The 24340-nt window shown below is 66.3% G+C and carries 25 protein-coding genes and 1 tRNA gene; 9 read left to right on the top strand and 17 right to left on the bottom strand.

Going from position 1 to position 24340, the window contains the following annotated elements; translation table 11 throughout:
* The 4 genes from AC07O0_RS15885 to AC07O0_RS15870 all read right to left on the bottom strand — a co-directional run bounded on the left by AC07O0_RS15885 (nucleotide 1) and on the right by AC07O0_RS15870 (nucleotide 3158).
* Nucleotides 1-360 (bottom strand): response regulator, encoded by a 360-nt coding sequence (locus AC07O0_RS15885; protein ID WP_494624655.1) that lies wholly within the window; start codon nucleotides 358-360, stop codon nucleotides 1-3.
* A gap of 179 nt (nucleotides 361-539) precedes the next feature.
* Complete coding sequence (locus AC07O0_RS15880) at nucleotides 540-1001, bottom strand: DUF992 domain-containing protein (protein WP_494624654.1); 462 nt, start codon at nucleotides 999-1001, stop codon at nucleotides 540-542.
* 432 nt (nucleotides 1002-1433) lie between these two features.
* Nucleotides 1434-2039 (bottom strand): extensin-like domain-containing protein, encoded by a 606-nt coding sequence (locus tag AC07O0_RS15875; protein ID WP_494624653.1) that lies wholly within the window; start codon nucleotides 2037-2039, stop codon nucleotides 1434-1436.
* A 324-nt stretch (nucleotides 2040-2363) separates the two neighbouring features.
* Nucleotides 2364-3158, bottom strand: a complete 795-nt coding sequence (locus tag AC07O0_RS15870) for a response regulator (RefSeq protein WP_494624652.1) — start codon at nucleotides 3156-3158, stop codon at nucleotides 2364-2366.
* 333 nt (nucleotides 3159-3491) lie between these two features.
* On the opposite strand from AC07O0_RS15870, the gene AC07O0_RS15865 reads away from it, so the two are divergent.
* Genes AC07O0_RS15865 through AC07O0_RS15855 form a run of 3 tightly spaced genes read left to right on the top strand, consistent with a single transcriptional unit; the run spans nucleotide 3492 to nucleotide 5993 of the window.
* Nucleotides 3492-3716: a NepR family anti-sigma factor gene (locus AC07O0_RS15865; protein WP_494624651.1), complete on the top strand. Its 225-nt coding sequence runs from the start codon at nucleotides 3492-3494 to the stop codon at nucleotides 3714-3716.
* Nucleotides 3703-4263, top strand: a complete 561-nt coding sequence (locus AC07O0_RS15860) for a sigma-70 family RNA polymerase sigma factor (protein WP_454029077.1) — start codon at nucleotides 3703-3705, stop codon at nucleotides 4261-4263. The genes AC07O0_RS15865 and AC07O0_RS15860 overlap by 14 nt, the downstream gene beginning before the upstream one ends.
* Nucleotides 4263-5993: a sensor histidine kinase gene (locus tag AC07O0_RS15855; protein ID WP_494624650.1), complete on the top strand. Its 1731-nt coding sequence runs from the start codon at nucleotides 4263-4265 to the stop codon at nucleotides 5991-5993. Before AC07O0_RS15860 ends, AC07O0_RS15855 begins: the two co-directional genes overlap by 1 nt.
* Here the strand turns inward: AC07O0_RS15855 and AC07O0_RS15850 are convergent.
* The 3 genes from AC07O0_RS15850 to AC07O0_RS15840 form a co-directional block, all read right to left on the bottom strand.
* On the bottom strand, nucleotides 5918-6790 hold the full coding sequence (locus AC07O0_RS15850) for a transglutaminase family protein (RefSeq protein ID WP_494624649.1): 873 nt from the start codon (nucleotides 6788-6790) through the stop codon (nucleotides 5918-5920). The genes AC07O0_RS15855 and AC07O0_RS15850 overlap by 76 nt on opposite strands.
* A gap of 119 nt (nucleotides 6791-6909) precedes the next feature.
* Nucleotides 6910-7185, bottom strand: coding sequence for a hypothetical protein (locus AC07O0_RS15845; protein WP_494624648.1), 276 nt, complete (start codon nucleotides 7183-7185; stop codon nucleotides 6910-6912).
* 113 nt (nucleotides 7186-7298) lie between these two features.
* Entirely contained in the window at nucleotides 7299-9110 is a 1812-nt protein-coding gene (locus AC07O0_RS15840; RefSeq protein ID WP_494624647.1) for an ABC transporter ATP-binding protein/permease, read from the bottom strand.
* A gap of 123 nt (nucleotides 9111-9233) precedes the next feature.
* Here AC07O0_RS15840 and AC07O0_RS15835 point away from each other — a divergent pair, with 123 nt between their 5' ends.
* The 3 genes from AC07O0_RS15835 (at nucleotide 9234) to AC07O0_RS15825 (ending at nucleotide 11583) form a co-directional block, all read left to right on the top strand.
* On the top strand, nucleotides 9234-9995 hold the full coding sequence (locus AC07O0_RS15835) for a Crp/Fnr family transcriptional regulator (protein ID WP_494624646.1): 762 nt from the start codon (nucleotides 9234-9236) through the stop codon (nucleotides 9993-9995).
* A gap of 135 nt (nucleotides 9996-10130) precedes the next feature.
* A complete protein-coding gene (locus tag AC07O0_RS15830) occupies nucleotides 10131-10931 on the top strand; it encodes a class I SAM-dependent methyltransferase (protein WP_494624645.1) in 801 nt (266 codons plus the stop codon).
* A 91-nt stretch (nucleotides 10932-11022) separates the two neighbouring features.
* Entirely contained in the window at nucleotides 11023-11583 is a 561-nt protein-coding gene (locus tag AC07O0_RS15825) for an NADPH-dependent FMN reductase (RefSeq protein WP_494624644.1), read from the top strand.
* A gap of 3 nt (nucleotides 11584-11586) precedes the next feature.
* Here the strand turns inward: AC07O0_RS15825 and AC07O0_RS15820 are convergent, their stop codons facing one another.
* A complete protein-coding gene (locus AC07O0_RS15820) occupies nucleotides 11587-12102 on the bottom strand; it encodes a hypothetical protein (protein ID WP_494624643.1) in 516 nt (171 codons plus the stop codon).
* A 127-nt stretch (nucleotides 12103-12229) separates the two neighbouring features.
* Between AC07O0_RS15820 and recQ the strand changes: the two genes are divergently transcribed.
* A complete protein-coding gene (gene recQ, locus AC07O0_RS15815; RefSeq protein WP_494624642.1) occupies nucleotides 12230-14068 on the top strand; it encodes a DNA helicase RecQ in 1839 nt (612 codons plus the stop codon).
* A gap of 121 nt (nucleotides 14069-14189) precedes the next feature.
* Nucleotides 14190-16622 (top strand): DNA topoisomerase (ATP-hydrolyzing) subunit B, encoded by a 2433-nt coding sequence (gene gyrB, locus AC07O0_RS15810; RefSeq protein WP_494624641.1) that lies wholly within the window; start codon nucleotides 14190-14192, stop codon nucleotides 16620-16622.
* Nucleotides 16623-16659: 37 nt separating this feature from the next.
* On the opposite strand, the gene AC07O0_RS15805 is transcribed toward gyrB, so the two are convergent.
* From AC07O0_RS15805 to AC07O0_RS15785, 5 genes are all read right to left on the bottom strand, one after another.
* Nucleotides 16660-16926 (bottom strand): hypothetical protein, encoded by a 267-nt coding sequence (locus AC07O0_RS15805; protein WP_494624640.1) that lies wholly within the window; start codon nucleotides 16924-16926, stop codon nucleotides 16660-16662.
* Nucleotides 16927-17022: 96 nt separating this feature from the next.
* Nucleotides 17023-17754 carry an ABC transporter permease gene (locus tag AC07O0_RS15800; protein ID WP_494624639.1) on the bottom strand — a complete coding sequence of 244 codons (732 nt, stop codon included), beginning with the start codon at nucleotides 17752-17754 and terminating at the stop codon, nucleotides 17023-17025.
* 16 nt (nucleotides 17755-17770) lie between these two features.
* A complete protein-coding gene (locus AC07O0_RS15795) occupies nucleotides 17771-18517 on the bottom strand; it encodes an ABC transporter permease (RefSeq protein ID WP_494624638.1) in 747 nt (248 codons plus the stop codon).
* Between the two features lie 3 nt (nucleotides 18518-18520).
* Nucleotides 18521-19363, bottom strand: a complete 843-nt coding sequence (locus AC07O0_RS15790; RefSeq protein WP_494624637.1) for an ABC transporter ATP-binding protein — start codon at nucleotides 19361-19363, stop codon at nucleotides 18521-18523.
* Entirely contained in the window at nucleotides 19360-20349 is a 990-nt protein-coding gene (locus tag AC07O0_RS15785) for an ABC transporter substrate-binding protein (protein WP_494624636.1), read from the bottom strand. Before AC07O0_RS15785 ends, AC07O0_RS15790 begins: the two co-directional genes overlap by 4 nt.
* Before the next feature lie 548 nt (nucleotides 20350-20897).
* Between AC07O0_RS15785 and AC07O0_RS15780 the strand changes: the two genes are divergently transcribed.
* Nucleotides 20898-22841, top strand: a complete 1944-nt coding sequence (locus tag AC07O0_RS15780; RefSeq protein ID WP_494624635.1) for a glycosyltransferase — start codon at nucleotides 20898-20900, stop codon at nucleotides 22839-22841.
* Here AC07O0_RS15780 and AC07O0_RS15775 read toward each other — a convergent pair.
* From AC07O0_RS15775 to AC07O0_RS15760, 4 genes are all read right to left on the bottom strand, one after another.
* Entirely contained in the window at nucleotides 22786-23379 is a 594-nt protein-coding gene (locus tag AC07O0_RS15775; protein WP_494624634.1) for an SCO family protein, read from the bottom strand. The genes AC07O0_RS15780 and AC07O0_RS15775 overlap by 56 nt on opposite strands.
* 32 nt (nucleotides 23380-23411) lie before the next feature.
* Nucleotides 23412-23588 carry a hypothetical protein gene (locus AC07O0_RS15770; RefSeq protein ID WP_454029059.1) on the bottom strand — a complete coding sequence of 59 codons (177 nt, stop codon included), beginning with the start codon at nucleotides 23586-23588 and terminating at the stop codon, nucleotides 23412-23414.
* Between the two features lie 94 nt (nucleotides 23589-23682).
* Nucleotides 23683-23757: transfer RNA gene (locus tag AC07O0_RS15765), tRNA-Gly, on the bottom strand.
* A gap of 127 nt (nucleotides 23758-23884) precedes the next feature.
* Nucleotides 23885-24181 carry a hypothetical protein gene (locus AC07O0_RS15760; protein WP_494624633.1) on the bottom strand — a complete coding sequence of 99 codons (297 nt, stop codon included), beginning with the start codon at nucleotides 24179-24181 and terminating at the stop codon, nucleotides 23885-23887.
* Nucleotides 24182-24340: the final 159 nt, after the last annotated feature.

Genomic DNA, 24340 nt, shown 5'->3' with positions numbered 1-24340 from the left:
TCAGCGCTTGTTCACGGCCTTGGAGACGAAGCGGCCGAGCTCGTCGGCAGAGAAGGGCTTGCGCACAAAGCGCACGTCGCGCAATTCGGGCGGAACCTCGCTCGGCGCCGATCCGGAGACGAAGACCAGCGGCGTTCCCTTGGCGCGCAGGCTGGCGGCGATGGCGAAGGTCTTGCCGCCGACGACGTCGATGTCGAGCAAGGCGCAATCGAGCGGCTGATCGGCCGCGCGGCGCGCCTGCGAAACCGATTCGACCACGATCAATTCGGCAGCGTCGCCGAGCTCCTCGCTCACGGCGCTCTCGATATCCATCGCGATAAAGGGGTCGTCCTCGACGATGAGGACCCGAATACCGGACATGAGCCCCAGATTACCTTCCAACTTCACGACACTGCCCCAAGTCAGTTGCCTGCTTGTGAGCCTGTTGAACGCCCGCTTGGTCGGCCTTGTTCCGTTCTGAGGCGGATTGTCCGTCGCAAACCTCTCAAATTCAATTCAAATTGGTTCAATATGGTTAGGAAATCGTAAGTATCCGCTGATCAGCGCTTGCGCGGGGCGCGGACGAGATTGAGCTCGAAGGCGGTGACGCCAAGGGCGACATTGGCGCCCCGCTGCAGCGGCAGGGCTCGCGGTACCAGTCGCACGTCGCCGTCGTGGCTGCCGGTCAGAGCAACCTCGCCCTGCTTGCGGGCATAGCCTCCGCTGAGGACGCCGAGAGGCGCACGTGCATAGGGACCGTAGACGCGCCAGGCGAGCAGGCTGCGCCCGACCGTCTTGGCATCGAGTGCAAAGCCGCGAATCACACCGGTATAGGTCTGCAACGGCCCACGGCGCGGCCGGAAGCGGCATTCGAGCGGCTTCTGGGTGGCGACAGCCTGGGTAAGACCAGCGCCGATCGCGCAGGTCAGGCGACCGGCCGGCGCGCCGCTCTGCGCCAGGGCTGGAGCAGCGGACAGGCCCGGTCCGGCCATCAGGAGGATCATTGCGATCAGACGTCTCATTCGCGCACTCCTGCACCCTGCCCGGGAAACACCCGATCTCCGCCCGGAACCGCTTCTACCATCCGAGCCGCCTCGAAACCGCACCAAAGCGCCGCAATCGTTCCATAGTTCCCAAATAATCCGGAACCTCAATCCGGTGCTCGCGTTAACGGGAACAGACCAGTGGGCGCGCAAATGCCAAAGCAAGGACGGACTGACCCGGTGCGGATATTCCCAACCCCTACGCTGGCGCGTGATCTTCCGCCATTCTGGGAGCTCGAACAACTTCTGCGCGAGGGTTTCGACCATGATTCCGCGCTGGCCGAGCTCGCCCGCCGCCGCGAGAGCTGGTCGTGTGGACGACGCATGCCGCCAGCGACCGCTCAGTCCGACACTCCGGACGGTATCTTCACGATCGTGTCATAGGACTGTGCCGGGCCCATCCAGCAGAGATCACTGGCAGAACCGGCTCGACGCCGCGCGTCGCTCCTGAATGTCGACATGGAGATGGTTGGCGTGAGCTGCGTCCGACCCGGGACCGAGCACGGTCATGAAGGCGCCGCAGGCCGATTGGCGTACAGCATCGAGAAAACGCGTCTGCTCCAGGCCGCTGGGCCGTTCGACTGATACAGCCGTTCCGCCCTGCTTCTGATCACCGAGCTCGAAGGCGAAAATGTCGAGCGCCCGTCCTGTGGCGTGCTCGCTGAGCTGCCCCTGCGTCTGACGGTTGCGCCGGCGGCATTCATGCCCGCCACCGACGCGAAGCGCCGTCAGCTCGCGGCCGAACGCGCCGCGGGCCAAGGGCTGCAGACTCGTGTCGAGCCAGAGCGAAACCGAGCGCGCCAGCTCGCAGCTGATCGTCGGCGGCGGCATCAGTCCGACCTGTCCCGGACCTGAAGCCGTGCGAACTGCCAGAGCCTCGACAACGACAGGATCGACCACCCGGCAGTCCTCCGAATCAGGTTTCGCTGCGGGCCCAGCGGGGCGAATCTTGTTCCCCGGCACACTGGTCAGAACCCGGATGCAGGCGCTGACTTCAGCCGCGGCGCCGGGCACCATCACGACTGACGCGGCCGGCCGCACGGGAGGCGGAGCCGGCAAGGAGGCCGGGCGGGACGGGGGCCGCGTCGTGGTGACCGGCCGGGTCTCGCGGCTCCATACGGAACTGCCGATGGCAAGCCCAACCGCTGCGATCGCTGCCGGCCAGAGAGGCGTGAGCTGTGACATGCCGTCAGCCGACGGCCGTGAACAGGACTGTCAGAGAAGCTGCGACGATCAGCGCCGCCAGCAGAGCCATGGACATGACCGATCTCCCTCGCATCGCCCGGGCCGGGGCAACGCGAGGGGCGGCCGGTTTGTTCCCGGTCACCTCGAAGCGGCGAGTCAGGCGGCCTTGCGGCCGGCGCGGCGGTCGAAGAACAGCGCCTGGCTGATCGCGGCCTTCACGGCTTCCGGCTGGAAGGGCTTGGTGATCAGGAAGGCGGGCTCCGGCCGGTCGCCGGTGAGCAGCCGCTCCGGATAGGCGGTGATGAAAATCACCGGTACCTCGATGGCGCTGAGGATCTCGTTGACCGCCTCAAGGCCGGAGCTGCCGTCGGCCAGCTGGATATCGGCGAGCACCAGGCCGGGCCGCTTCTTGGCAACCAGCGCGATCGCCTCACGATGCGTCCTGGCCACACCGGTGACCCTGTGGCCGAGCTCCTCGACCATGGTCTCGATGTCGAGGGCGATGATCGGCTCGTCCTCGATGATCAGCACGTCGGTGGCGACCTGCTCGGCGATCTCCTGGCCGGCGGTCTGCACGAGGCCGGCTGCATCGCTGGTGGAGATGTTCATGATCTGCGCGACCTCCTCAATGGAGAAACCTTCGACCGTCCGCAGCAGGAAGGCCTGACGCGAGCGCGGTGTCAGCGCATCGAGATTGCGCTCGGCAGCAGAACGCTCGGCCTCCGGCGTCGACGCCTGGGTGTTGAGCCCCACGGACGACCACATCTGCAGGAAGAGCCGGTAGAGACCGACCCGCGGGCCGAGCTCACGCGGGAAGGTGCCTGGGTCGGCGATCAGCGCTTCCAGCGTCGCGACGACATAGGCATCGCCGCCGGCCTGTGTGCCGCTCAGCGCCCGGGCGAACCGACGCAGATACGGCAGGTGCGGCGCGATTTCAGTGGCGATCGACATCTTGCTATCCCCCAGAGAACCTCGACCGATCATCTTGCGGTGCAAGCCGATCGGACCGGGCTCCATCCAAATGGAGAGACGGATTCACCGATCAGGCTGCTTCAGCCCGATCGGATCCGACTCTGGACAAAGTTGCTGGAGAAGAGCACCCAAGTCACTGTTATGACAAGAAAAATATTTTTTGTTCCCGGCGGAACCTTTTGCCTTCGACCTCGTTATTGGGCCGAATGAAGGTGCGTTTCGGGGCAGTCGCGCGTAGGCGTCTCAACGAGCGTGCGACACGTGGTTTGGTGTGACCGGCGGAATGGCGGCGCGCCGATGGAGCGAGGGATCATGAATCTGATGAATGTCGATCCGCCCAAAGCGGCCCGAGCCGAACCGGACGACGAGATGGCGCTCGACCCGAGGGTGCAGGAGTCGATCGGCCGGTCCCTCAAGGCGCACTATGACGAGCTCGTCAATGCGCCGATCCCCGATCGCTTCCTGGTGCTGTTGGCCCAGCTCGAAGATACCGAACGGCGGCTGAAGGCCGAGGGCGGTGCCGATGAGCGCAGCTGACTTCAAGGATGGGCTGATCGCCGAGATTCCGAACCTGCGCGCCTTCGCGGCGTCGCTGTCGGGGTCGATGCAGCTCGCCGACGATCTGGTCCAGGACACCTTGCTCAAGGCCTGGGGCAATGCCGACAAGTTCCAGCCTGGAACCAGCCTGCGAGCCTGGCTCTTCACCATCCTGCGCAACACCTATTACTCGCTCTACCGCAAGCGCGGGCGCGAGGTGCAGGACAGCGAAGGCACCTATGCCGACCGGCTCGCCACCCATGGCAACCAGGAGAGCCATCTCGACCTCGCCGATTTCCGCAGAGCGTTGGCGAAGCTTCCCGAGGAGCAGCGCGAAGTGCTGATCATGGTCGGCGCCACCGGATTGTCCTATGAGGAGACCGCCGAGATCTGCGGCGTCGCGATCGGCACGATCAAGAGCCGCGTCAACCGGGCACGCTCCAAGCTGGCGGAGCTCCTGTCCATCGGCGGCATCGACGATCTCGGTCCTGATCATCGGATCACCGCGGCCGTCCAGCGCGCCGGACCCGAAACCGTCGGCAGCTGATGGCCCTCTCGCTGTTCAGGACGGTCCGCGGACGCCTCCTGGCACTGATGGTCGCGATCGTCCTGCCGATCGCCTGCCTGACGGCGGCGGCGGCGATCGCGACCTATCGCACCGTCTTCGAGGCGATCGAGACGGCGCAGGTGCGCGCGGCCGACGATTTCGCCGTGCGCGCCCGCGTCTGGTACCGCGGCGCGTTGCGCTCGCTCGTCGTCGGCGCCGCGACCATCCGGGCGGCATCGCCGCCCTCGGATACATGTGAGCGCATCGCCGAGAGGGCGCTCGCCGCGGTCTCGGGCTACGAGGCCCTGCTGCTCCGGGTCTCCGGCCGGCCGGACTGCGTCGGCGGCCTCGACGCCAGCATCCCTCCCGGCGAACTGATTGCAGTGGCGAATCGACTGGCCGCCCGCGCACCCATCAAACTCTGGGGCGGCACCGAATTCACCAAAGCCCGCTACGATCAGGTCACGATCGCGGGCCGTTCCTATCTCGCGATCTACAGCGAATTCGACGAGGGCGATGCGCTCCTGCTGACCAAGCCGGACCCGCTCGACGACACCTTCGATCTCGGCGGCAGCGACAAGGGCATGATGGCAGCGCTGCTGCGCCGGGGTGGCGACGTCGTCGTTGCGCGCGGCGGCGCGCAAGCCGATGGATCATGGCTTCCCAGGACCGAGGTCGTGCCCGATCAGACCGAGCATTGGAGTGCCCAGAGTCGCGCCGGGCCAAGCCGGACCTATGCAGCCCGCATGGTGGCGGAACCGGATCTTTATGTCGTGGTGAGCTTCGACGGTACGGCGGAACAGGCCGCGAAGACCCAGTTCTATGCGCTCTTGCTCGCACCGCTGCTGACACTGACCCTGCTTGGTCTGGTCTATATGAAGGCGATCGATCAGCATTGCGTGCGCTGGCTGCGCAGCATCGAGAAGACCGCGCGGGCGCGGTCGAGCTCGGCCAGCGCCCATGTCCCCCTCACCGAGGAGATGCCACGCGACATCCGCAGCGTCGCCGAGGCCTTCAACGCGATGGTCGACGAGCAGGAGGTGCGCCAGAGCAAGCTCCGGCTTGCGCTCGACGACAACCGCTTCCTGGTCCGCGAGCTGCATCACCGGGTCAAGAACAGTCTCCAGGTGGTGCAGAGCTATATCGGCCTTACCAAGCGCGACCATCAGGGCGAAGCGCGCATGGCCCTGTCAGACGCGGAGTGCCGCGTCCATGTGCTGTCGGCCGCCTATCGCTTCACCCTTGCCGATGGCGAAATGCAGCCGGTGCGCATCGATCTCTTCCTCGACGACGTCATAGCGATGATCTCGAACCTGATCCTTGCCCGAACCCAGCGGCTCGAGAGCCGCGTCGAGACGCAGGCCACGTTGCCTATCGACCGGATCATTCCGCTCGGTTTCCTGATCGTCGACGTCGTCAGCCGGGCGCTGCGGGCTGCGCCCGGTATCGGTATCGCGCTCGCCGTAACGAATGCCGGCGACGAGATCATCGACGTCGCCATCACCACCGACCGCGACATTGCCCAGATCGCTCCGCCGCGCCTGTTCGCAGGGCTGCTGATGCAGATCGAGGCGGTGGAGATCAGCCCGCCACAGGGCCGCAGCCTCGGCATCTGGCGGCTCGGCCATGGCGCCCCGCGCAGGGGCGACGAGGCTCAGCCCAGCCCATCGGCCGGCGTGATCTCGACGCCGACGCTGAGCCCGATGAAGGCGCCGGTCGGACCGATATAGCTGCCTGAGATCGGCGAAGCGTCTGCGGGCACCCGCGCCACCGCGACGCGCAGCAGTTGCCGGTCGGCGACGAGGTTGTTGGTCGGATCGAACTCGACCCAGCCGTCATTGGGGATGAAGACCTCGGCCCAGGCATGGGTCAAGCCGACGACAGATCTCATCCCCCCGGCCTCCGGCGAGCGGTCATGGATATAGCCGGTGACGAAGCGTGCGGCGAAACCGAGCCGGCGCGCCAGCTCGATGAACAGCCAGGCGTAATCGCGGCAGGAGCCCATCCCAAGTTGCAGGGTGTCGAGCGGGTGCTGGGTGCCCTCGTCATAGCGAACGGCATAGGTCAGGCCCGTGCTGATCTCGCGCGCCAGCGCCCGCAAGAGATGGCCGCCGTTCAGCCGTGCCCGGAACTCCTGCAACCAGATGTCGAGCGCTCCGGCAGGGTCGGCGGCGGCGAGGTCGAGATAAGGCTGAAGCACGGCACGCTCGGCCGGCGTGTAGCTGATCTCCGAGATCTCGATGTCCGGCTCCACTCGCGTGCGGGGAAGTGCCGAGCCGAAGCGCTGGACGATGAGCTCACTGACAATGTCGAGCGTATCGGCGGTGCCGGCGAACGCCGCCATGGCAACCGGGTTGCCATAGGCATCGTGCATCCAGCGCAAATTGGCCTGCGGCGAGATCGCGATCGCCGTATCGAGCACGCGCAGATCGAAGGAATCGCGCGGCCGCAGCATCAATCGATGCGGGCCGAACTGCACCGGCTGCGCATAGCGATAGGTCGTCGCGTGGCGAATACGCAGGTACATGGTCGTCCCCAGCCGGTCTTCAACTCGCCGTCACGGCAAAAAGCCGCCTCGCGGCGGCTCTGCTGGTCAGGCACATCAACTACGCGCGAGCGGCGGATCGGTTCCGCCGCCGGCTCGGCTCAGCGCAGGACGGTGTTGCCCTTGAGGCTGGCCTCGCGCTGTGAGGTCGGAACGACCCGGTGGGCGAGATCGCGGCGAACTTCCGAGGGATTGACCGCCGCGAACTGGACATCGGCCGGGACACCGCGCTGGAGCTTGGCCTGGGCCACCGCCTCCGAGCTTTCGCCGAACCCGTTCTGGAACGAAGCACCCATGGTCAGTGCGGTCACGACCAGCGCCATGCCGCCGAAGAAGGTGGCAGCGCGCTTGAGGGGGGCAAGGCTGGCAGTCGTCATCTTCGCTCTCCCGGTTCGTGTGATCGCTCTTGAAAGGCGGGAACGGCTTCTCAACCCGTTCGGCTGGGATTTGTTCCGGTTTGCCGGGAATTCGAAGCGATCCGGATTCTTTTTCAGGCGGCGGGCTGATCGTTGGCGGCCTCGCGGCGGCGGAACAGCCGCCAGAACGATTTGCTGAGACTCCTCGAGGTCAGGTGCGCGCCGGCCTCGCGCTTCTCGAAGGTGATCTTGCGCTCATGGAAATCCTCGAGGGCCGGGCGGTGCCCGACACTGATGATCGTCGCATAGGAGAGCTCGCTCTCGATCAAGCCGAGCAGCGAGTCTTCGCTGGCCTCGTCGAGCGCCGAGGTCGCCTCGTCCATGATGATGATGTCGGGCTTCTGGATCAGTAGCCGAGCGAAGGCGATGCGCTGACGCTCGCCGCCCGAAAGAGTCTGATCCCAACGCTCTTCTTCATCGAGCCTGCGGCCAAGATAAGCGAGGCCACAGCGCTGCAGCGCCTCCGTCACGACCGCGTCCTCGACCCGGCTTTCGGCCTCCGGGTAGAGCAGCGCGTTGCGCAACGTGCCGATCGGCAGATAGGGCTTCTGCGGCACGAAGGCGACGCGCTTGCCCGGCGGCAGCTTGATCGAGCCTGCTCCCCAGGGCCAGAGGCCGGCGATCGCCCGGATCAAGGTGCTCTTGCCGGTGCCGCTCTCGCCGGCGATCAGCACCTTCTCTCCGGCCGCGATCACCACGGACGCGTCGGCGACGACGATGCGGCCGTTGCTGTGAGCGATCGAAAGATCGGCGATGTGGATGCCGCCATCCTCGCTCTCGCCCAGTTCGATCTGGGTCTCGCCCTCCATGATCGTGCCGACATCGAGGGCCTCCAGTGCTTCCGCCAGCTCGTCGACGCGCGTCACCGAGGCGAACCACTCCGCCAGCCGGACGAAATTGTCGACGAACCAGATCAGGGCCGCCTGCACCGCGCTGAAGGCGGCGACGACCTGCATGACCGCCCCGAGCGTGATCTCGCCCGACAGGTATTTCGGCGCGATCAGCAGCAGCGGCACGATCGGGAACAGCGCGCCGTTGGTGTTGAGCACGATGGCGATGACGCCCTGCTGCCGGATCACCTTCAGCCAGGCGGCAACGACGCGGCCATAGTTCTCGCCGACCGAATCGCGCTCGTCGGCATCGCCCTTGATCAGCGCGATGCTCTCGGCATTCTCGCGCAGCCGCGTCATCTCGGCGCGGAACTGGGCTTCGGCCTCGTTCTTGGCGGCGATGCGCGGCACCAAAGGCCGCCCGGCGAAATAGGCGGCGAGTGAGGCGATCACCGCATAGACGATCGCTGCGAGCGCCATATAGCTCGGGATCACGAACTCGGTCCCACCGAGCGTGAAGCGCGCCGTGCCGGCGACCTGCCAGAGGATCGTGGCGAAGGTCACCGCCGTCACGAAGGCGCTGAGCAGCCCGATGGCGAACTCGACCAAAGGCTCGATGGCGAGGCGGACATCCTCGGCGATGCGGTATTCCGGCGCGCTCTGGTCGGGCGCGACGAACTGCATCCGATAATAGCGCTGGTCGGCGATCCACCAGCCGGCGAGGCGATGCGTCAGCCATTCGCGCCAGCGCATCTGCAGCAGCATCCGGCTGATCACCAGGCAGGACAGCGATGCTGCCGAAGCCGCGATGATCAATGGCAACCAGCCGATAGCCGTCCAGACCTTGTCGAGATCGCGCTTTTCCAGCGCGTCGAAGAACAATCGGTTCCAGGTGTTGACGCCGACCGCCGCGCCGAGCTGGGCGGCGACGAACAGCAGCACGGCGAGGGTGAGGGCCCAGGCCCGCAACCGGCTCTCGCCTGCCCAGAAGCGCAGGGCCACGCGAAAGAACTGGCGCATGCGCGAGCGCCGCAGCCCGGAGCCGGGTGATTTCATGCGACGGCCTCCAGAGCCAATCCGGTGTGCAGGGACGGGGCGCGATTGCTAAGCGGCGGCTTTCGCGCCACACAGAAAACGCAAGCGTTCGCCGTGAGTTCCGGGTGGGCGAGGGAGCCGGGTGTGATCGTCGCATCGAGCAATCATCGCAATCACCGCAGCCCGTCCTGCCTTGCCTGCCCATTGCGGCTGAAGCCGGCCTTCAAGGACAAGTCCGACGAGGAGATCCGCTTCATCCAGCGGATGAAGCTCGATCATCGGCAATTGCCGGCCGGCAGCGACATCATCCATCCCGGCCAGGAGGATGCCGAGCTCTACACGCTCTTCTCCGGTTGGGCCTTCCGCTACAAATCGCTGCCTGACGGGCGCCGCCAGATCCTCAACTTCCTCCTGCCAGGCGATCTCGTCGGTCTGCAGGCCTCGCTGCTCAGCGCCGCCCAGCACGGCATCGAGGCGTTGACCGAGGTCGAGCTCTGTGTCTTCCCGCGCCGGCGCACCTATGAACTGTTCGGGCGGATGCCGGCGCTGGCCTATGAGCTCGCCTGGCTCGGCTCGCGCGAGGAGAGCCTGATCGACGAGAACCTGACCTCGGTCGGCCAGCGCAGCGCGCAGGAGCGGATCGCGGCGCTGGTGATCTCGCTCTATCGCCGGGCCGAGACGCTCGGCCTCGTCGCCGAGAAGAGCTTCGCCTTCCCGCTGACGCAGCAGCAGCTCGCCGACGCGCTCGGCCTGTCGCTCGTCCACACCAGCAAGACCTGGGCCCGCCTGCGCAAGGCCGGCATGTTCTCGCTGGAACGCGGGCGCCTCACCATCCACAATCCGCGCCTGACTGAGCGCATGGCCTTGCTCTTCGACAGCGAGCGCCACCCGCGGCCGCTGATCTGATCGACGACGCTCGGACAGCCGCAAGAAATCGCTGGATTCGCTCCGCTCTTGACCCCATATGACAGCGGCGTAACGTCACAGCATTGTCATGTCACTTCGGCGCGGGCCATTCGCCTCGCCGCATTGAGGTTCTGGATGGCCCATTCCGCTTCCGGTCCGCGCCTGCGCGCCACCCGCTTCGGGCGTTCGTCCGTCGCCGCGCGACTGGAACACGAAGTGCGGCTGACCGCAGCGGATTTCGCCGACAGCGTCGCAGAGGCGAGGCTTCGGGTCGCAGCGGCGCGCTACAAGGTCGAGGACGAGGTCCGCAATACGGCCGGCAAGCTCAAATCGCATGTGCGCAAGGCTGCTGACGAGGCCAAGGCGCGCTTCGGCGACGATGCGCGCTTCCTCAAATCCTGGATCGATTCGCCGGGGCGCACCGGCGCCGTCGCGCCCTCGAGCCCGTTCCTGGCCAAGCGGATGGCTTCTTACGTCGATCCGCAGGCCGAGGGACCGGTGGTCGAGATCGGCCCCGGCACCGGCCCGGTCACCGAGGCGCTGATCGCGCATGGCATCGAGGAGTCCAGGCTGATCCTGGTCGAGTACAGCCCGGAATTCTGCGAACTGTTGCGTCGTCGCTTCCCGCAAGCCACGGTCATCGAGGGCGACGCCTACGCGCTCTCGACCACGCTCGCCGGGCATCTGACAGAAAGAGCGAGCGCGGTGGTGTCCTCGCTGCCGCTGTTCAACAAGCCGCCGGCCGAGCGCACGGAGCTGGTGCAGGACGCCTTTACCAATGTACTGCGCCCCGGCGCGCCCTTCATCCAGTTCACCTATGCGGTGATTTCGCCGGTGCCGCGCAAGGGCTCCGGCCTCAAGGCACAGGTCTCCGACTGGGTGCTGCGCAACATCCCGCCGGCACGCGTCTGGGTCTATCGCCGCGCCAAGCCGTGACGGCCTGGGCTTGACGCCGGCCCTGCATCCCTCCGACATCGCGAACTGAGAACGCCGGGCCCATTCGGCCGGCTATCCAGTCGGAGTGACCATGCCCAAAATCCTCGTCTTCGCCGGCTCCTGGCGCCCGGGTTCGATGAACGCCCGGCTCGCGACCCTGATCGCCAAGAACCTGCAGGATGCGGGGGCCGAGGTGACGCAGATCTCGCTCGGCGACTATCCGCTGCCGCTGATCGACGCCCGCGCCTATGACAACGACCCGCCAAATGAGGCGAAGGCGCTGGCGGCGCTGGTCGACGCCCATGACGGGCTCTTCATCGCCAGCCCCGAATACAATTCCGGCTATCCGCCGGCGCTGAAGAACGCGCTCGACTGGATCAGCATCGTCCGCTCCGGCGGCCCCGGCCTGCGCGAGAAGGTCGTCGCGATCGGCGGCGCCTCGGCCGGCAATCTCGGCACCTATCGCTGCCTGACGCAATTGCGGACCGTGCTCGAGCTCGGCTTCGGCGCGCTGCTGGTGCCGGAGATGCTCGCCGTCAACGGCGCCGACAAGGCCTATGGCGAGGATGGCGACTTCACCGAGAAGCGCCTCAGGGGCATGCGCGACAAGATGGTGGCGCGGCTGGTGAAGGTCGCAGCGCTTCACCCCTAGTCGCTATTCCAGTCCACACGGCCCGCTCGCCGGTGACAGGCGCCAGAGCCCGTCGTCCGGCTTCGCGGGAATCCGCGCCGCGCCGTCGGCGATCTCCTCGGCATCGTAGGGATTCGGATTGGCAATGATGCCGGCATTGCGGATATCGAGCGCGCCGTTCGGTCCGCGCTCGATGCGCCAGCTGCCGGCCTCCCATTCCGGCACGCAGCGCAGGCCCTGCCCGGCCGTCTTGCAGATGCCGCCAAGCTGGTAGTCGAAGCTCTGATCGGCCTTCACCCGCTGGCGCAGGTTGAGATAGAGCGAGATATAGAAGCCCCCCTGCCCGGCCTCGGGCCAGTTCTGCGGCAGATGGACCAAGCGGATCCGCGCGACCTTCTGCTGTGGATGGCTGGCGAGATGTGCGGCATCGTAGACCCGTTCCCAGCAGGCGGCTCGCGCCGGCGGCAGTTCGCGTTCAAGCGGCCGGGCCTGCGCAAGGGCGGCAAGGCAGCAGATGACGGCAGTCAGGGGCAGGCGCATCGGGCTCTCCTTGCCGGCTGCCGCAGCGTGAGACACGGGCCGCGGCCAATCAACCCGGCTTGCGCGAACCGGGGACGGAATCGCGCAATGGCTGGCCATGACCTTGCGAATCCGGCACATCCGGCGGATGTCGTCGCCCCGCGAATCAGAAGCCCGCGCGATCCTGAAGTCGGTCTTCGGCTATGACGATTTCCGCCCTGGACAATGGGAGGTGATCGAGGCCGCGCTCGCTGGCGGCGACGTCTTCGCGGTGATGCCGACCGGCTCAGGCAAGTCGATGTGCTACCAGCTGCCGGCGCTGGTCGCGGGCGGGCTGACGCTGGTGGTCTCGCCCTTGATCGCCTTGATGCGCGACCAGGTCGGCCAATTGGTGCGCGCCGGCGTATCGGCCGCCTCGCTCAACTCGATGAACAGCGAGGCTGAGGCGGCCCAGGCCTGGGACAAGCTCAATTCCGGGAACTTAAGCCTGCTCTTCGTCTCGCCGGAGCGACTGGCGGGCGAGGGCCTCGTCGCCCGTCTGCGTCGGCTCGGCGTCGCCCGGCTCGCCATCGACGAAGCGCATTGCGTCTCGCAATGGGGCCATGATTTCCGACCGGAGTACCGGCTGCTCTCGAAGGTCCGGGAGGCATTGGGCGACGTCCCGGTAACGGCGCTGACGGCGACCGCCGACCGCCAGACCCAGGCCGACATCGCCCAGCAGCTCTTCCCGCAGCCGCCGAAGCTGGTGATCCATTCGTTCGATCGGCCGAACCTCAAGCTCGCCTTCGCACCGAAGGAGCAGCCGCGCCGGCAGATCGACGACTTCCTGAAGGTGCATCGCGGCGGCTCGGGCATCGTCTACTGCTCGTCGCGCGGCCGCACCGAACGGCTGGCACAGGGCCTGAGCGAGAAGGGCTGGAAGGCCTATCCCTACCATGCCGGGCTGGAGCAGGCGCAGCGCAACCGCAACCAGGACATCTTCCTGCAGGAGGACGGCGTCGTCGTCTGCGCGACGATCGCCTTCGGCATGGGCATCAACAAGCCCGATGTCCGCTTCGTCGTCCATGCCGACATGCCGGGCTCGATCGAGAGCTATTACCAAGAGATCGGCCGTGCCGGGCGCGACGGCCTGCCGGCGGATACGCTGACCCTTTACGGCATCGACGACATGGCGCTGCGCCGGCGCCAGATCGACGAGAAGCAGATCGACGACGAACGCCGGCGCATCGAGCACAAGCGTCTCAACGCGATGATCGACCTGTGCGAATCGGCGCTCTGCCGGCGTTCGGCGCTGTTGTCCTATTTCGGCGAGCAGGTGCCGCCTTGCCGGCATGGCCAGGCGGAGTTCCGCTGCGACCTCTGTGGCCCGGCCGCACCCGAGCTCGGCGATGCCACGCTCGATGCGCGCAAGCTGCTCTCGGCGGTGATCCGCTCCGGCCAGCGCTACGGCGCCGGCCATCTCGCCGATATCCTGACCGGCACGGCGACAGAAGCGATCCGGCGCCAGAACCATGACGGGCTGAAGACCTTCGGCGTCGGCAACGACAAGCCCAAGGGCGCCTGGATGGCGCTGACGCGCAAGCTCTTCGCTGCCGGCGCGCTCGCCGAAGCCAGCATCGAGCATGGCGGTTTCTGTCTGACGGCGAAGGGCGAGGACATCCTGTTCGGGCGCGAGCCGATCGCGGTGCGGGTCGATCCGCTCGCCGAGCGCCGCTCGCGCCGCGGCCAGCGCGAGGCGGCACGTGCCGACGGGCTCGATGGCGACACCGCTGCCCTGTTCGAGCATCTGCGCCAATTGCGCCTGAGCATCGCCCGCGAGGAAGGCGTCGCCGCCTACATCATCTTCACCGACCGGACGCTGATCGCCATGGCGCGCGAGCGGCCGCTCGGCCTCGACCAGATGCGTGGCATCGAAGGTATCGGCGAACGCAAGCTCGCGCAGTACGGCGAGGTTTTCCTGGATGCGATCGCGACGTTTTCGGGCTAGAAGACCCTCTCTCGCGTACGCGTGCGCACGCACGTGAAAAAGCCATCCTGAGCGCTTATATTCGTAAGCCGAATCAAGTTGATCCGCGGGCGCCGTGCTCGCCCGCCGAAGGACCTCCCGCATGACAGACGTCACCAACGGCGCCGAAGACTACGGCGCCGACTCGATCAAGGTGCTCAAGGGCCTCGACGCGGTCCGCAAGCGCCCGGGCATGTATATCGGCGACACCGATGACGGCTCGGGCCTGCACCACATGGTCTATGAGGTGGTCGACAACGCCATCGACGAGGCGCTCGCCGGCCATGCCGACCTCGTCACGGTGACGCTGAACGCCGACGGTTCGGTGACTGTCTCGGACAATGGTCGCGGCATCCCGACCGATATCCACAGCGAGGAAGGCATCTCGGCGGCCGAGGTCATCATGACCCAGCTCCATGCCGGCGGTAAGTTCGACCAGAATTCCTACAAGGTCTCGGGCGGCCTGCACGGCGTCGGCGTCTCCGTCGTCAACGCGCTCTCGGTCTCGCTGAAGCTGCGCATCTGGCGCGCCGGCAACGAGCATTTCATGGAGTTCCGCCATGGCGACGCGGTTGCCCCGCTCGCCGTGGTCGGCCCGGCCGGCGACAAGCGCGGTACGGAGGTGACGTTCACGCCCTCCCAAGAAACCTTCACGATGATCGAGTTCGACTACAAGACGCTCGAACATCGGCTGCGCGAGCTCGCCTTCCTCAATTCGGGCGTGCGCATCGTCCTGACCGATGCCCGCCATGCCGAGGTCGTGCGCGAAGAGCTGATGTACGAGGGCGGCGTCGAGGCCTTCGTGCGCTATCTCGACCGCGCCAAGACGCCGATCATCGCCAAGCCGGTGATGCTCTCGAACGAGAAGGACGGCATCACCGTCGACGTCGCGCTGTGGTGGAACGACAGCTACCACGAGAACGTGCTCTGCTTCACCAACAACATCCCGCAGCGCGATGGCGGCACCCATCTCGCCGGCTTCCGTGCCGCGCTGACGCGACAGGTTACTGGCTATGCCGAGACTTCCGGCATTTCGAAGAAGGAGAAGGTCTCGCTCACCGGCGATGATTGCCGCGAGGGCCTGACCGCGATCGTCTCGGTCAAGGTGCCCGATCCGAAGTTCTCCTCGCAGACCAAGGACAAGCTGGTTTCGTCGGAAGTCCGTCCGGTTGTCGAGAATGTCGTCAACCAGGCACTCTCGACCTGGCTCGAAGAGCATCCGAACGAGGCCAAGACCATCGTCGGCAAGGTCGCCGAGGCCGCCGCAGCCCGCGAAGCGGCGCGCAAGGCGCGCGATCTCACCCGGCGTAAAGGCGCGCTCGACATCGCCTCGCTCCCCGGCAAGCTCGCCGACTGTCAGGAGAGGGATCCGGCCAAGTCCGAGCTCTTCATCGTCGAGGGTGACTCGGCCGGCGGCTCGGCCAAGCAGGGCCGCGCCCGCGAATACCAGGCCGTCCTGCCGCTGCGCGGCAAGATCCTCAACGTTGAGCGGGCGCGCTTCGACAAGATGCTGTCTTCCGACCAGGTCGGCACGCTGATCACCGCGCTCGGTACCGGCATCGGCCGCGACGAGAAGGATTCAGGCGCCTTCAACATCGAGAAGCTGCGCTACCACAAGATCATCATCATGACCGACGCGGACGTGGACGGCGCCCATATCCGCACATTGCTCTTGACCTTCTTCTACCGGCAGATGCCGGAGTTGCTCGAACGCGGCCACCTCTTCATCGCCCAGCCGCCGCTCTACAAGGCGGCGCGCGGCAAATCACAGACCTATCTCAAGGACGAGCGCGCGCTCGAGGACTACCTGGTCGATTCGGCGCTCGACGGCGCCGTGTTCCGCACCGGCGAGGGCAGCGAGCGCGGCGGCGCCGATCTGCGCGCCCTGATCGAGGAAGCGCGCAGTATCCGCCACACGCTGTCGCAGCTGCATTCGCGCTATGACCGGCGCGTCGTCGAGCAGACCGCGATCGCCGGCGCCTTACGTCCGCATGGCGAACGCAGCGAAGCTGAACTCACCGAGGCGGCGTCCTATGTCGCGCGCCGGCTCGACGCGATCTCCGACGAGATCGAGCGCGGCTGGGAGGGCAAGGCGGCCGATGGCGGCTTCATCTTCTCGCGACTGGTGCGCGGCGTGAAGCAGGTCGTCCTGCTCGATTCCGGGCTGCTCGCCAGCGCCGAGGCCCGCAAGCTCGATGCGGCAGGCTCGTCGCTGCAGGAGGCCTACGCCAAGCCGGGCGTGCTCAGCCGCAAGGGCGACGACCATATCGTCAACGGCCCGAGCGACCTGTTCGACGCGGTCAACGCCATCGGCAAGAAGGGCGTTTCGCTGCAGCGCTACAAGGGCCTCGGCGAGATGAATCCCGACCAGCTCTGGGAGACGACGCTCGACCGCGACGTGCGCTCGCTGCTGCGGGTCAAGAACGACCAGAACGACGAGGCCGACGACCTCTTTGTCAAGCTGATGGGCGACGTGGTCGAGCCGCGCCGCGAATTCATCCAGACCAACGCGCTGAACGCGACGGTCGATACCTGAGCGACGCTGGATTGTTCGCAGACGGAGAAGCGGGACCTCAGAAGCCCGCTGGCAGAGTGCCGCCACCATAAAGCTCGCCTGAGCGAGGCGAGCTGGTGACGCCGGAGCGGACATAGGCCGGTCCGCCCTCGCGGGCCGGAGGCAGTCCGAGATCGAGATTGCCGCGATCCGTTGGCGGCGCCGTCCGCACTACCCGCGTCCGCATCGCCGGAGCAGGCTCGGTGGCAACCGGCTCCTCGCGCGAGACGCAGCCGCCCAGCAGGACGACGAGAACGGCGGCAGTGCCGGACCGATAGAGGTTCATGGCTTTTCCAGTGCAGGGCGCAATCCGCGGCGAGCGGAACGAGTCGGGCGCAACCTGCATGAGCGGCGCAGTCCGCGCAAGCTCTCAAAGCGAGCTCTAGCGGTGCGTCAGGCGCCGGTCGAAGCGCATCATCAGCGCGTTGCAGGTGACCGCGAAGACGGTCAGCAGCAAAGCGATCGCCATGATCGTGTCGATCTGGCCGATATTGATCGCGCTGGTCAGCAGGAAGCCGAGACCGCGCTGCGAGGCGAACATCTCGCCGATCAGCACGCCGAGCAATGTCAGCGAGAAGCCGAGCCTGACGCCCGAGATGATCTCGGGCAGGATCGCCGGCATGATCACGGTGAAGGCGTTCTGCGACGGTGAGAGCCGCATCACCTGCGAAGTCCGGCGATAGACCGGCTTCATCTGGCGGATCGCGTTCATCGAGAACAGCGTGATCGGGATCAGCCCATGCATCACGCCGAAGGCGATCTTGGCGGAGATACCGAGGCCGAAACAGAGCAGCACCAGCGGATAGAGCACGACCTTGGGGATCGAATAGAGCGTCGTCAGGATCGGCTCGGCGACATTGCCGGCGAGCTTGCGCACGCCGAGCACGATGCCGAGCGCGATGCCGCCGAAGAGCGAGATCGCGAAGGCGGCGACGAAGGCCCGCATCGTCTCGGAGATGTTGAGCCAGAACTCGCCGGTCGCGAGCAGGGAAGCGAGCTTGCTGACAGTCTGCACCGGTGAGGCCAGCGAGGAGGCCCCGACCAGGAGATGCAGGCCCTGCCAGAGCACGATGAGGGCGAGGAGGACGACGAGCGTGCCGGCTGACCGTGGCATGAGAGCTGTCATGGCGTCACCGCTGCCGGCGCGCCTGGAGGCGCCGATCGATCATGTTGAGGAAGGTGTTGACGACGGTGACGACGATCAGGACGAGCAGCATCAGCGCGTACATATGCCCGTTCTCGAACAGGTTGTAGGCATAGGCGATGGCGTAGCCGACACCGGCGCCGGAGAGGATGAATTCCGAGGCGATCACGCCGATGAAGGAATAGGCGACCGAGAGCTTGACCCCGGTGAAGAGATAGGGCGTCGCCGCCGGCAGCTCAATCAGGAGCGCGGTCTTGACCCGTGACATCCGGTAGATCTGCCCGGTCTTGCGCAGCACGCGCGGGATGCGGTCGAGCCCGTTCAGCGTCGCCGTGATCATCGAGACGATGGCGAGCAGCACGGCGATGGCGATGATCGAGGCCGAGCCAACGCCGAAGAGGGTGATGAAGATCGGGTAGAAGACGAAGGTCGGGACGGCGTAATAGCTCGCCAGCAGCGGCTCGATCGCGTCGCGCAGGCTCGGCAGCGAATAAATGATCACGCCGGCGGCGAAGCCGAGCAGGACCGAGAGCACGGTCGAGATCGCGATATTGGTGAAGGTGATCGCGATATCCGCCGAGAACTGGCCGGAAGCCAGGATCTTGCCGAGCTCGACGACCATGTCGGACGGGGCGATCATTACCATGCGCGGAATGACGCCGATGCGGCAAAGCGCCTCGACCAGCAGGATCATCGCGGTGACGACCGCAACGCGCAGCCATTTCTCGGACATGGCTCAGGCCTTTCCGGCCGACATGATCTTCAGCGCTTCGATGCGCAGCTTTTCCCAGAGTCGGGCGGTGATGTCGCCGAAATGCGGGGTGGAGACGACGCGGCTGTCGCGGTCTCGCTCCCAGCCGGTCTCGACGAAGTCGATGAAGGTGCCCGGCCTTGTCGACATCACGCCGACGCGATCCGACAGCATCGCCGCCTCGTCGAGCGCGTGGGTGATCAGCAGCACGGTGGCGGAGGTCTCGCGCCAGAGCCGCAGCAATTCATCGCCCATCAGCAGGCGGGTCTGCTGGTCGAGCGCGCCGAAGGGCTCGTCGAGCAGGATCAATCGCGGCTGCAGGACCAGGGTGCGGGCGATGCAGACACGCTGGCGCATGCCGCCGGAGAGTTGCGCCGGATAGGAGCCGGCGAAGTCCTTCAGTCCCATGAAACCGACGGCATAATCGACGCGCCGGGTGATCTCGGCCGGATCCATGCCGGCGCGCCGCAGCCCGAAGGCGACATTGTCGCGGACATTGAGCCAGGGAAACGACGCGTCCTCCTGGAAGACGACGCCGACGCCATCGGGCACGCCGTCGACCGGCTTGCCCTCGAACTCGGCGGTGCCCGACTGCGGCGCGCTCAGGCCAGCGAGAATGTCGAGCAGGGTCGACTTGCCGCAGCCGGAGGGGCCGACCACCGAGAAGAACTCGCCCTTGGCCAGGTCGAGATCGACCGGGCCGAGTGCATGCAGCGTCGATTTCGGCAGCTGGAAGACCCGGGTGACACCGCGCAGCCTTGCATGGGCCGGGACGGCTGCAGCCTGGGGAGCGAGCGGCACGACCTTGGCCCCTGACGCCGCGCTCATTGCTTCGCCTGCAGGTCGGCCGGCAGATAGGACTTGTCGAGCACAGTCGACCAGTCGACGTCGCTCTTGACCTCGCCGATCAGCTTCAGGCCTTCGACCATGCGGTTGAGCTCGGCGACGTTGAACTCGCCCTCGCTCCACATCTTCGGCGGGATCATGTTGTCGACCGCTTCCTTGGCGATCGGCGCATCGAGCTTGTAGAGCTTCTCGATGATCTTGGCGGTCTCGGCCGGGTCCTTGTAGATCGCCTGCACGCCGGCGCGGCGGCCGGCGAGGATCGCCTTGAGCTTCTCGGGGTTCTCCTGCGCGAATTTGCGCGTAGTGATGCCGACCGAGGTCGTCATCGGCTTCAGAATGTCGCCGGCCCTGTAGAGCGTGCGGTACTTGTCCTTGCGGATGATCGAGAGCGGCTCGATCAGCACCGAGCCGACGACCGCGTTCTGCTCGAGCATGGTCAGCGCCGGGACATAGCCGCCCGCCGCGACGCGCTGGACCTTGCCCTGGTCGACGCCCTTCTCGCGCAGCACCATCAGCAGCAGCATTTCGGAAACTGATTTCGGCGAGGTGATCGCGACCTTCTTGCCGGCGAGATCCTCGACGCTCTTGAGCTCGGAGTTCGGCATGACGACCATCGAGGCCTCGGCGACGCTGCGCGTGCCGGTGTTGACGATGATCAGGTCGAGCCCCTGCGCCTTGGCGGCGAGCGCGGCCGAGACGGCGACCTCGCCATAGGGCGTCGCGCTGGCGAGAATGTTGCGCACCGTGGTGCCGCCGCCGCCCGAGCCGATGATGCCGGTGATGTCGATGCCGGCCTGCTTGAACAGGCCTTTCTCCATCGCCACCGCATAAGGCGCGCCATACATGCTGGCGCCCCATTGGGTGACGGAAATCTCCTCGGCGCGTGCCGGCGCCTGCAAGGTGAGGACGGCCGCAGCGGCCATGGCCGCGAGACGATTGAACGAATTCAAGCCAAGCCAAGCGGTCATGTCACTCTCCCATTGAGGCACGCCGCCGATCGTTATCGTTGCAGCAGGCCGGACGCTCACGTCCAAATTTCATTTGTATGCAAACAACGATCTCAACGGATTTCAAGCTTGTCAAGCGATTTGAGCTCGACGACTTGCAAACTGCTCGCGGCAGCCGGGGAGCGAGACTATCGCGCGGAAAGCCGTTCGCAACCGCGAAGTGAAACCCTGCTCATGCGCCGTCCCACCGTACAGATTCGGCGATAAATTAAGGGGTTGGATCGATCGCCGGTTCTATCGCGATTGGGCATCAAGCACAGGCTGGGGCGCTGCCGACTCGCGACATCGTCGACAGTTCGGACGCTGCTGCGGGAAACGGCAGGCTCGCCTTATTTGTATGCAAATGATCTGAACCGCCTCTTTCAAGCCTCCCCAACCCCACGGTGACGGCTTGCTGAAGCGGCCGGGCGCCGGCCGCCATCTCCCGACTCGACTCTGACGTATGGTTAAGCAACCATAAGTTGTTGTCGACTGCGGAAGCACTCCGCTGCGGCCCCGAGGGGATGGGGATGGAGGCTTTAGCTTGGCCGCAGGCCGGCGCAGCTGAGATGCGCGTGTTCGGCCTGCCCGCCGAGATCGCCTTCCTGGCCGACCACGGCGTGCCGCCCGCAGGATTGCGGGAGGCTACCCAACTTGCCGAGCGGATCGGCGTCGCACCAAGCCGGCAGGTCATCGCCTCCGGTCTCGTCACGGAAGAGCAACTCTACCGTGCGCTGGCGGCCGAGCTCGGCCTGCGCTTCCAGTCGCGCCCGCCGCCCCTGCAGCCGGGCGGGGACATCTCGGCGATCCTGCGCGAGGGTGTAGCGGTCACGAGCACACGCCCAGACAGCCCGCTCCGCTTCGCTGTCGCGCCGCCGCCCGGGCGGGCGCTGCGCCGTTTCCTCGCAGCGAAGCCCCATGCCCGACGAGATTTGGTGATGCTGACGCCATCGACGCTGGCGGCCGAGCTGCGGCGTAGCAATGCCGAACCGCTCGCGCGCAAGGCGGCCTGGACGGATGAAGCGGGGCTTCAGCGCTTCAGCGCCCGAACCGGCTCAAACTGGCTCCAGAAACTCGTCGCCTTTCTCCTCGTCGGCCTCTTTTCGGTGATCGGCACGCTGGCGCCGGTCACGACGCTGACCGGCATCGCCCTCGCTTTGGGCCCGCTCTTCTTCGCCACCATCATCCTGCGGCTCGCTGCCTTGATAGAGAAGCCGCAACTCGACCTCTGGCACGATCATCGCTGGCAGATCGACGACAGCCGCCTGCCGATCTACACCGTCGCCGTCCCGATCTTCGGCGAGGAGAATGTCCTCGACCAGTTGATCGAAGCCCTGTCTGCGATCGACTACCCCGTCGCCAAGCTCGACATCCGCATTCTCGTCGAGGAAATCGACTGGGGTCTGCGCCGCCTCCTTGCGGCGCGCGAACTTCCCCCGTTCATGCAGGTCATGATCGTTCCGCGTGGACTGCCGCAGACCAAACCGCGCGCGCTCAACATCGCGCTGGCGGAGGCGCGCGGCGAGCTGTTCACCATTTTCGACGCCGAGGACATTCCCGACCCGCGCCAACTTCGGCTGGCAGCGGCGCGCTTCCTGCGCTCCGATGGCGACCTTGCCTGCCTGCAGGCTCATCTCGTCATCGACAATACCGAGGACAGCTGGCTCAGCGGTTGCTTCGCGCTGGAGTATGCCGGGCTGTTCGACGTGCTCAATCCCGGCCTGCTGCAAGCCGGCCTGCCGATCATGCTGGGCGGCACCTCGAACCATTTCCGCACCGAGGCGTTGCGGCGCATCGGCGGCTGGGACCCCTGGAACGTCACGGAGGACGCCGATATCGGCTTCCGGCTCGTCCGCGCCGGCGGCTATATGGCCGACCTGCCTTGCCATACCCTGGAGGAGGCGCCGGCCACGCTGCGCGGTTGGCTCAAGCAGCGCACGCGCTGGCACAAAGGCTATCTGCAGACCCTGATCAGCCACCTCCTGTCGCCGTGGCAATTGCTGCGCGAAGCCGGCATAGCGGCGACGCTGACCTTGCTTGCGCTGTTGTTCGGCACGCTTCTCGGCATGCTCGGCTATCCGTTCTTCATCGTGGCAGCCGTCACGATCTGGCTGGAAGGCTCGCTGTTCACGACCGGACAGCCGCTCGAGATGCTGGTGTCCTCGCTCGCTTTGGTGCTCACCGCGAGCGGGATCTGCGTGCTCTTCCTGGTGCCTGCGCTCGGCGCCTGGCGACGCGGCGCACCCGGGCTATGGCGCTGGCTGCCGCTGTTGCCGGTCTACCATCTGCTGATCTCGCTCGCAGCGTGGCTGGCCTTGTACGACTACCTCGACCGTCGCTTCGTCTGGAACAAGACCGCGCACGGACTGGCTCGCTCCTCGCGCTATCGCAGCTCCGCCCAGCCCGCTCCCGGCATGGCTACAGATGCCGCAACCACTCCTGCGCCGCCTCCGCCGGTGGACGCTCGATATTGAAGGCTCCGACGAAACCGCCATTCTTGTCCATCAGATAGACCAGGGCGGTATGGTCCATGGTGTAGTCGCCGTCCTTGAGCGGCACCTTGCGGGCATAGGCGCGATAGGCCTTGATCGTGGCGTCGACCGCAGCGCGGTCACCGGTCAGCCCGACGATCCGCGGATCGAAGGAGCCGAGATAGCTCTTCATCGTCTCGGCCGTGTCGCGCTCGGGATCGACCGTGATGAACAGCGCCTTGAGCTTGTCGCCCTTCGCACCGGCCGCGCGCAACACTTCCGAGATCTCGAACAGCTTGGTCGGGCAGATGTCCGGGCAATGGGTGAAGCCGAAGAAGACCAGGAAGGGCGCGCCACGCAGATCCTTGTCGGTCAGCGTCTTGCCCTCGCCGCTGGTGAGCGTGAACGGCCCGCCAACGCTCGAGGCGAGATTCTGCCCGCCCTGACGTGATCCGGGCGCAAAGGTGATGAAAGCGGCGGCAGCGAGCGCGGTAGCGCCAAGCACGAAGACCAGCAGGGGCAGGAGCAGGCGGCGGTTCACGGGGAATTCCTCGAAGGCGGACGAAACGCCGCTCAGAAGCAGGCCAGAAGCGCTGCGATCAGCCCATCGGTGAACAGGCGATCGCCCTCGCGCCACCAGAGCAGCAGGCCTGCCGCCAGCAGCAGGCCGAAGCCACCGGCGAGAAGCCAGAGGCCGAGCCGGGACGCCGGGGCTGCACCTTCAGTCTCGATCTGCGGGGTTGCGCTCATGGCAGCAATCTAGCGCCGCCGGCCGCTGGCCGGAAGCGGCGTTCATGCCGCAGGGATCCTCCGAAAGAAGCAGAAGATCCGATGGTCGAATGATTGGAGCGGGCGATCGGGATCGAACCGACGACATTCAGCTTGGGAAGCTGACGTTCTACCACTGAACTACGCCCGCGCTGTAGCCCGTATAGCCGGGCGGAGCGGCCGGCCGCAAGCCGGTCGAGAAGAGATTTCGCCGCGAATGAAGAGAACCGCGCCGGGCCCCTGTCGCCCGGCGCGGCTCGGTTCAGGCGCTGCCTGCCTTACCAGCAGCCATAATAGCCGCAGCCATAATAGCCATAGTGACGGCGGGACGAAGCGGCGATGACCGCACCGCCGACAGCGCCGGCGACGACACCCGCCGCGACCGCATTGCTGGCCTGGGCGTTGGAGCGGCGGAAACTCTGGAACACGTCGCTGCGGCAGCGCTCGAAGGCGCGGGTGCCGGGCTTGTGGCCGGCATCAATGCAGACCGTGTCGGCTTCCGCGGCCGATTGCTCGACGCTCTGGCAGCCGCCGAGGGCGGCGGCGAGAACGCCGGCGATGATGAGGGCGCGCATGAGAAATCCTTTCCCTGTAGACATTTGGCCACGAAAGCCATGAAGCGGAAGGCGGCAACGGCCTCCCGCCGGTGACACAAGCTTGAACACGCCGCAGGCCAATGGCCGGCAACGCCATCGGCGCTTGCTGCCATCTGACACGGAATCGCCATTTTGTCG

The sequence above is a fragment of the Allobosea sp. GW821-FHT10B12 genome (genome assembly GCF_059415545.1).
Note: the sequence above shows the minus strand (reverse complement) of the source record. Positions and strands in the feature narration are given on the sequence as shown.

Bases quoted from the DNA above. Each gene is read 5' to 3' on its own strand.
- AC07O0_RS15885 (WP_494624655.1), bottom strand. From the start codon at position 360: ATGTCCGGTATTCGGGTCCTCATCGTCGAGGACGACCCCTTTATCGCG.
- AC07O0_RS15880 (WP_494624654.1), bottom strand. From the start codon at position 1,001: ATGAGACGTCTGATCGCAATGATCCTCCTGATGGCCGGACCGGGCCTG.
- AC07O0_RS15875 (WP_494624653.1), bottom strand. From the start codon at position 2,039: ATGGTGCCCGGCGCCGCGGCTGAAGTCAGCGCCTGCATCCGGGTTCTG.
- AC07O0_RS15870 (WP_494624652.1), bottom strand. From the start codon at position 3,158: ATGTCGATCGCCACTGAAATCGCGCCGCACCTGCCGTATCTGCGTCGG.
- AC07O0_RS15865 (WP_494624651.1), top strand. From the start codon at position 3,492: ATGAATCTGATGAATGTCGATCCGCCCAAAGCGGCCCGAGCCGAACCG.
- AC07O0_RS15860 (WP_454029077.1), top strand. From the start codon at position 3,703: ATGAGCGCAGCTGACTTCAAGGATGGGCTGATCGCCGAGATTCCGAAC.
- AC07O0_RS15855 (WP_494624650.1), top strand. From the start codon at position 4,263: ATGGCCCTCTCGCTGTTCAGGACGGTCCGCGGACGCCTCCTGGCACTG.
- AC07O0_RS15850 (WP_494624649.1), bottom strand. From the start codon at position 6,790: ATGTACCTGCGTATTCGCCACGCGACGACCTATCGCTATGCGCAGCCG.
- AC07O0_RS15845 (WP_494624648.1), bottom strand. From the start codon at position 7,185: ATGACGACTGCCAGCCTTGCCCCCCTCAAGCGCGCTGCCACCTTCTTC.
- AC07O0_RS15840 (WP_494624647.1), bottom strand. From the start codon at position 9,110: ATGAAATCACCCGGCTCCGGGCTGCGGCGCTCGCGCATGCGCCAGTTC.
- AC07O0_RS15830 (WP_494624645.1), top strand. From the start codon at position 10,131: ATGGCCCATTCCGCTTCCGGTCCGCGCCTGCGCGCCACCCGCTTCGGG.
- AC07O0_RS15825 (WP_494624644.1), top strand. From the start codon at position 11,023: ATGCCCAAAATCCTCGTCTTCGCCGGCTCCTGGCGCCCGGGTTCGATG.
- AC07O0_RS15820 (WP_494624643.1), bottom strand. From the start codon at position 12,102: ATGCGCCTGCCCCTGACTGCCGTCATCTGCTGCCTTGCCGCCCTTGCG.
- recQ (WP_494624642.1), top strand. From the start codon at position 12,230: ATGTCGTCGCCCCGCGAATCAGAAGCCCGCGCGATCCTGAAGTCGGTC.
- gyrB (WP_494624641.1), top strand. From the start codon at position 14,190: ATGACAGACGTCACCAACGGCGCCGAAGACTACGGCGCCGACTCGATC.
- AC07O0_RS15805 (WP_494624640.1), bottom strand. From the start codon at position 16,926: ATGAACCTCTATCGGTCCGGCACTGCCGCCGTTCTCGTCGTCCTGCTG.
- AC07O0_RS15800 (WP_494624639.1), bottom strand. From the start codon at position 17,754: ATGCCACGGTCAGCCGGCACGCTCGTCGTCCTCCTCGCCCTCATCGTG.
- AC07O0_RS15795 (WP_494624638.1), bottom strand. From the start codon at position 18,517: ATGTCCGAGAAATGGCTGCGCGTTGCGGTCGTCACCGCGATGATCCTG.
- AC07O0_RS15790 (WP_494624637.1), bottom strand. From the start codon at position 19,363: ATGAGCGCGGCGTCAGGGGCCAAGGTCGTGCCGCTCGCTCCCCAGGCT.
- AC07O0_RS15785 (WP_494624636.1), bottom strand. From the start codon at position 20,349: ATGACCGCTTGGCTTGGCTTGAATTCGTTCAATCGTCTCGCGGCCATG.
- AC07O0_RS15780 (WP_494624635.1), top strand. From the start codon at position 20,898: ATGGAGGCTTTAGCTTGGCCGCAGGCCGGCGCAGCTGAGATGCGCGTG.
- AC07O0_RS15770 (WP_454029059.1), bottom strand. From the start codon at position 23,588: ATGAGCGCAACCCCGCAGATCGAGACTGAAGGTGCAGCCCCGGCGTCC.
- AC07O0_RS15760 (WP_494624633.1), bottom strand. From the start codon at position 24,181: ATGCGCGCCCTCATCATCGCCGGCGTTCTCGCCGCCGCCCTCGGCGGC.